This window comes from Lederbergia ruris (assembly GCF_018332955.1).
GTDB classification, from domain to species: domain Bacteria; phylum Bacillota; class Bacilli; order Bacillales; family Bacillaceae_C; genus Lederbergia; species Lederbergia ruris.
Map to the genome: position 1 here is coordinate 1 of NZ_BORB01000107.1, position 694 is coordinate 694.

At 42.7% G+C, this 694-nt stretch carries 1 protein-coding gene; it reads right to left on the reverse strand.

Annotated features, from left to right (window positions below):
* Window positions 1–267: 267 nt before the first annotated feature.
* Window positions 268–694, reverse strand: a 427-nt coding sequence (locus KI363_RS21595) for an integrase core domain-containing protein (protein ID WP_212967614.1), incomplete at its 5' end; no start/stop codon positions are given.

Genomic DNA, 694 nt, shown 5'->3' on the forward strand with positions numbered 1-694 from the left:
GGTAGTGTCAAAAATTCTATGAAAACAAAAGCCTAAACGTAGCTCTACGGTCTAAATGTGGTGGTAAGCTACCGCAATCGCTCTTGACAAACACGCCAATGGTTTGAATTACAAGTAACAAGGGCGAAGAGGACAAAAAGAAGGCAAACCAAATAAGCCCTTGGTTTTTCCTATTTTAAACCATTGTCAAGTTCGGTTTGTCAAGAGTTCGCTCCGCCGATTGCTGAATTGCCCAATAAAAATCAAGGGGCTCAGCTAAACAAAAAGTTAGGCTAACCGTTGTTTTACAATCCATTGTTGGGCTAACTCAATCAGTTTTGTCCACCGTGCGGGCATTGTCGGAAGACCAGACAGTTCTGGATTCATGACAGGTACCTTTCCCTCTAAAGAGGCATGTGGTCGCAGAAAATTAAAGTAAGCGACAAACAAGGTGACATAGGAAACAGAACCATGTTCTGAACCAAAGCCATGGGTGGAACGATAGTTTCCCTTAAATGTACGATTCAGTCGCTCAATGACTTGTTTGAGGGGCCTGAATTCAGTTGAAACAGGGTCATCATTTGTTAGACCAATCACCTGTTTGACATCAAACTGGATGTCGTGTTGGGCGAAAAAGTGTTGAGCTAGAAGATAGATGGGATTTCCATCGACAACCAAAGTGAGATCTTCCGGAATCTCCTTCATCTTCACTAAT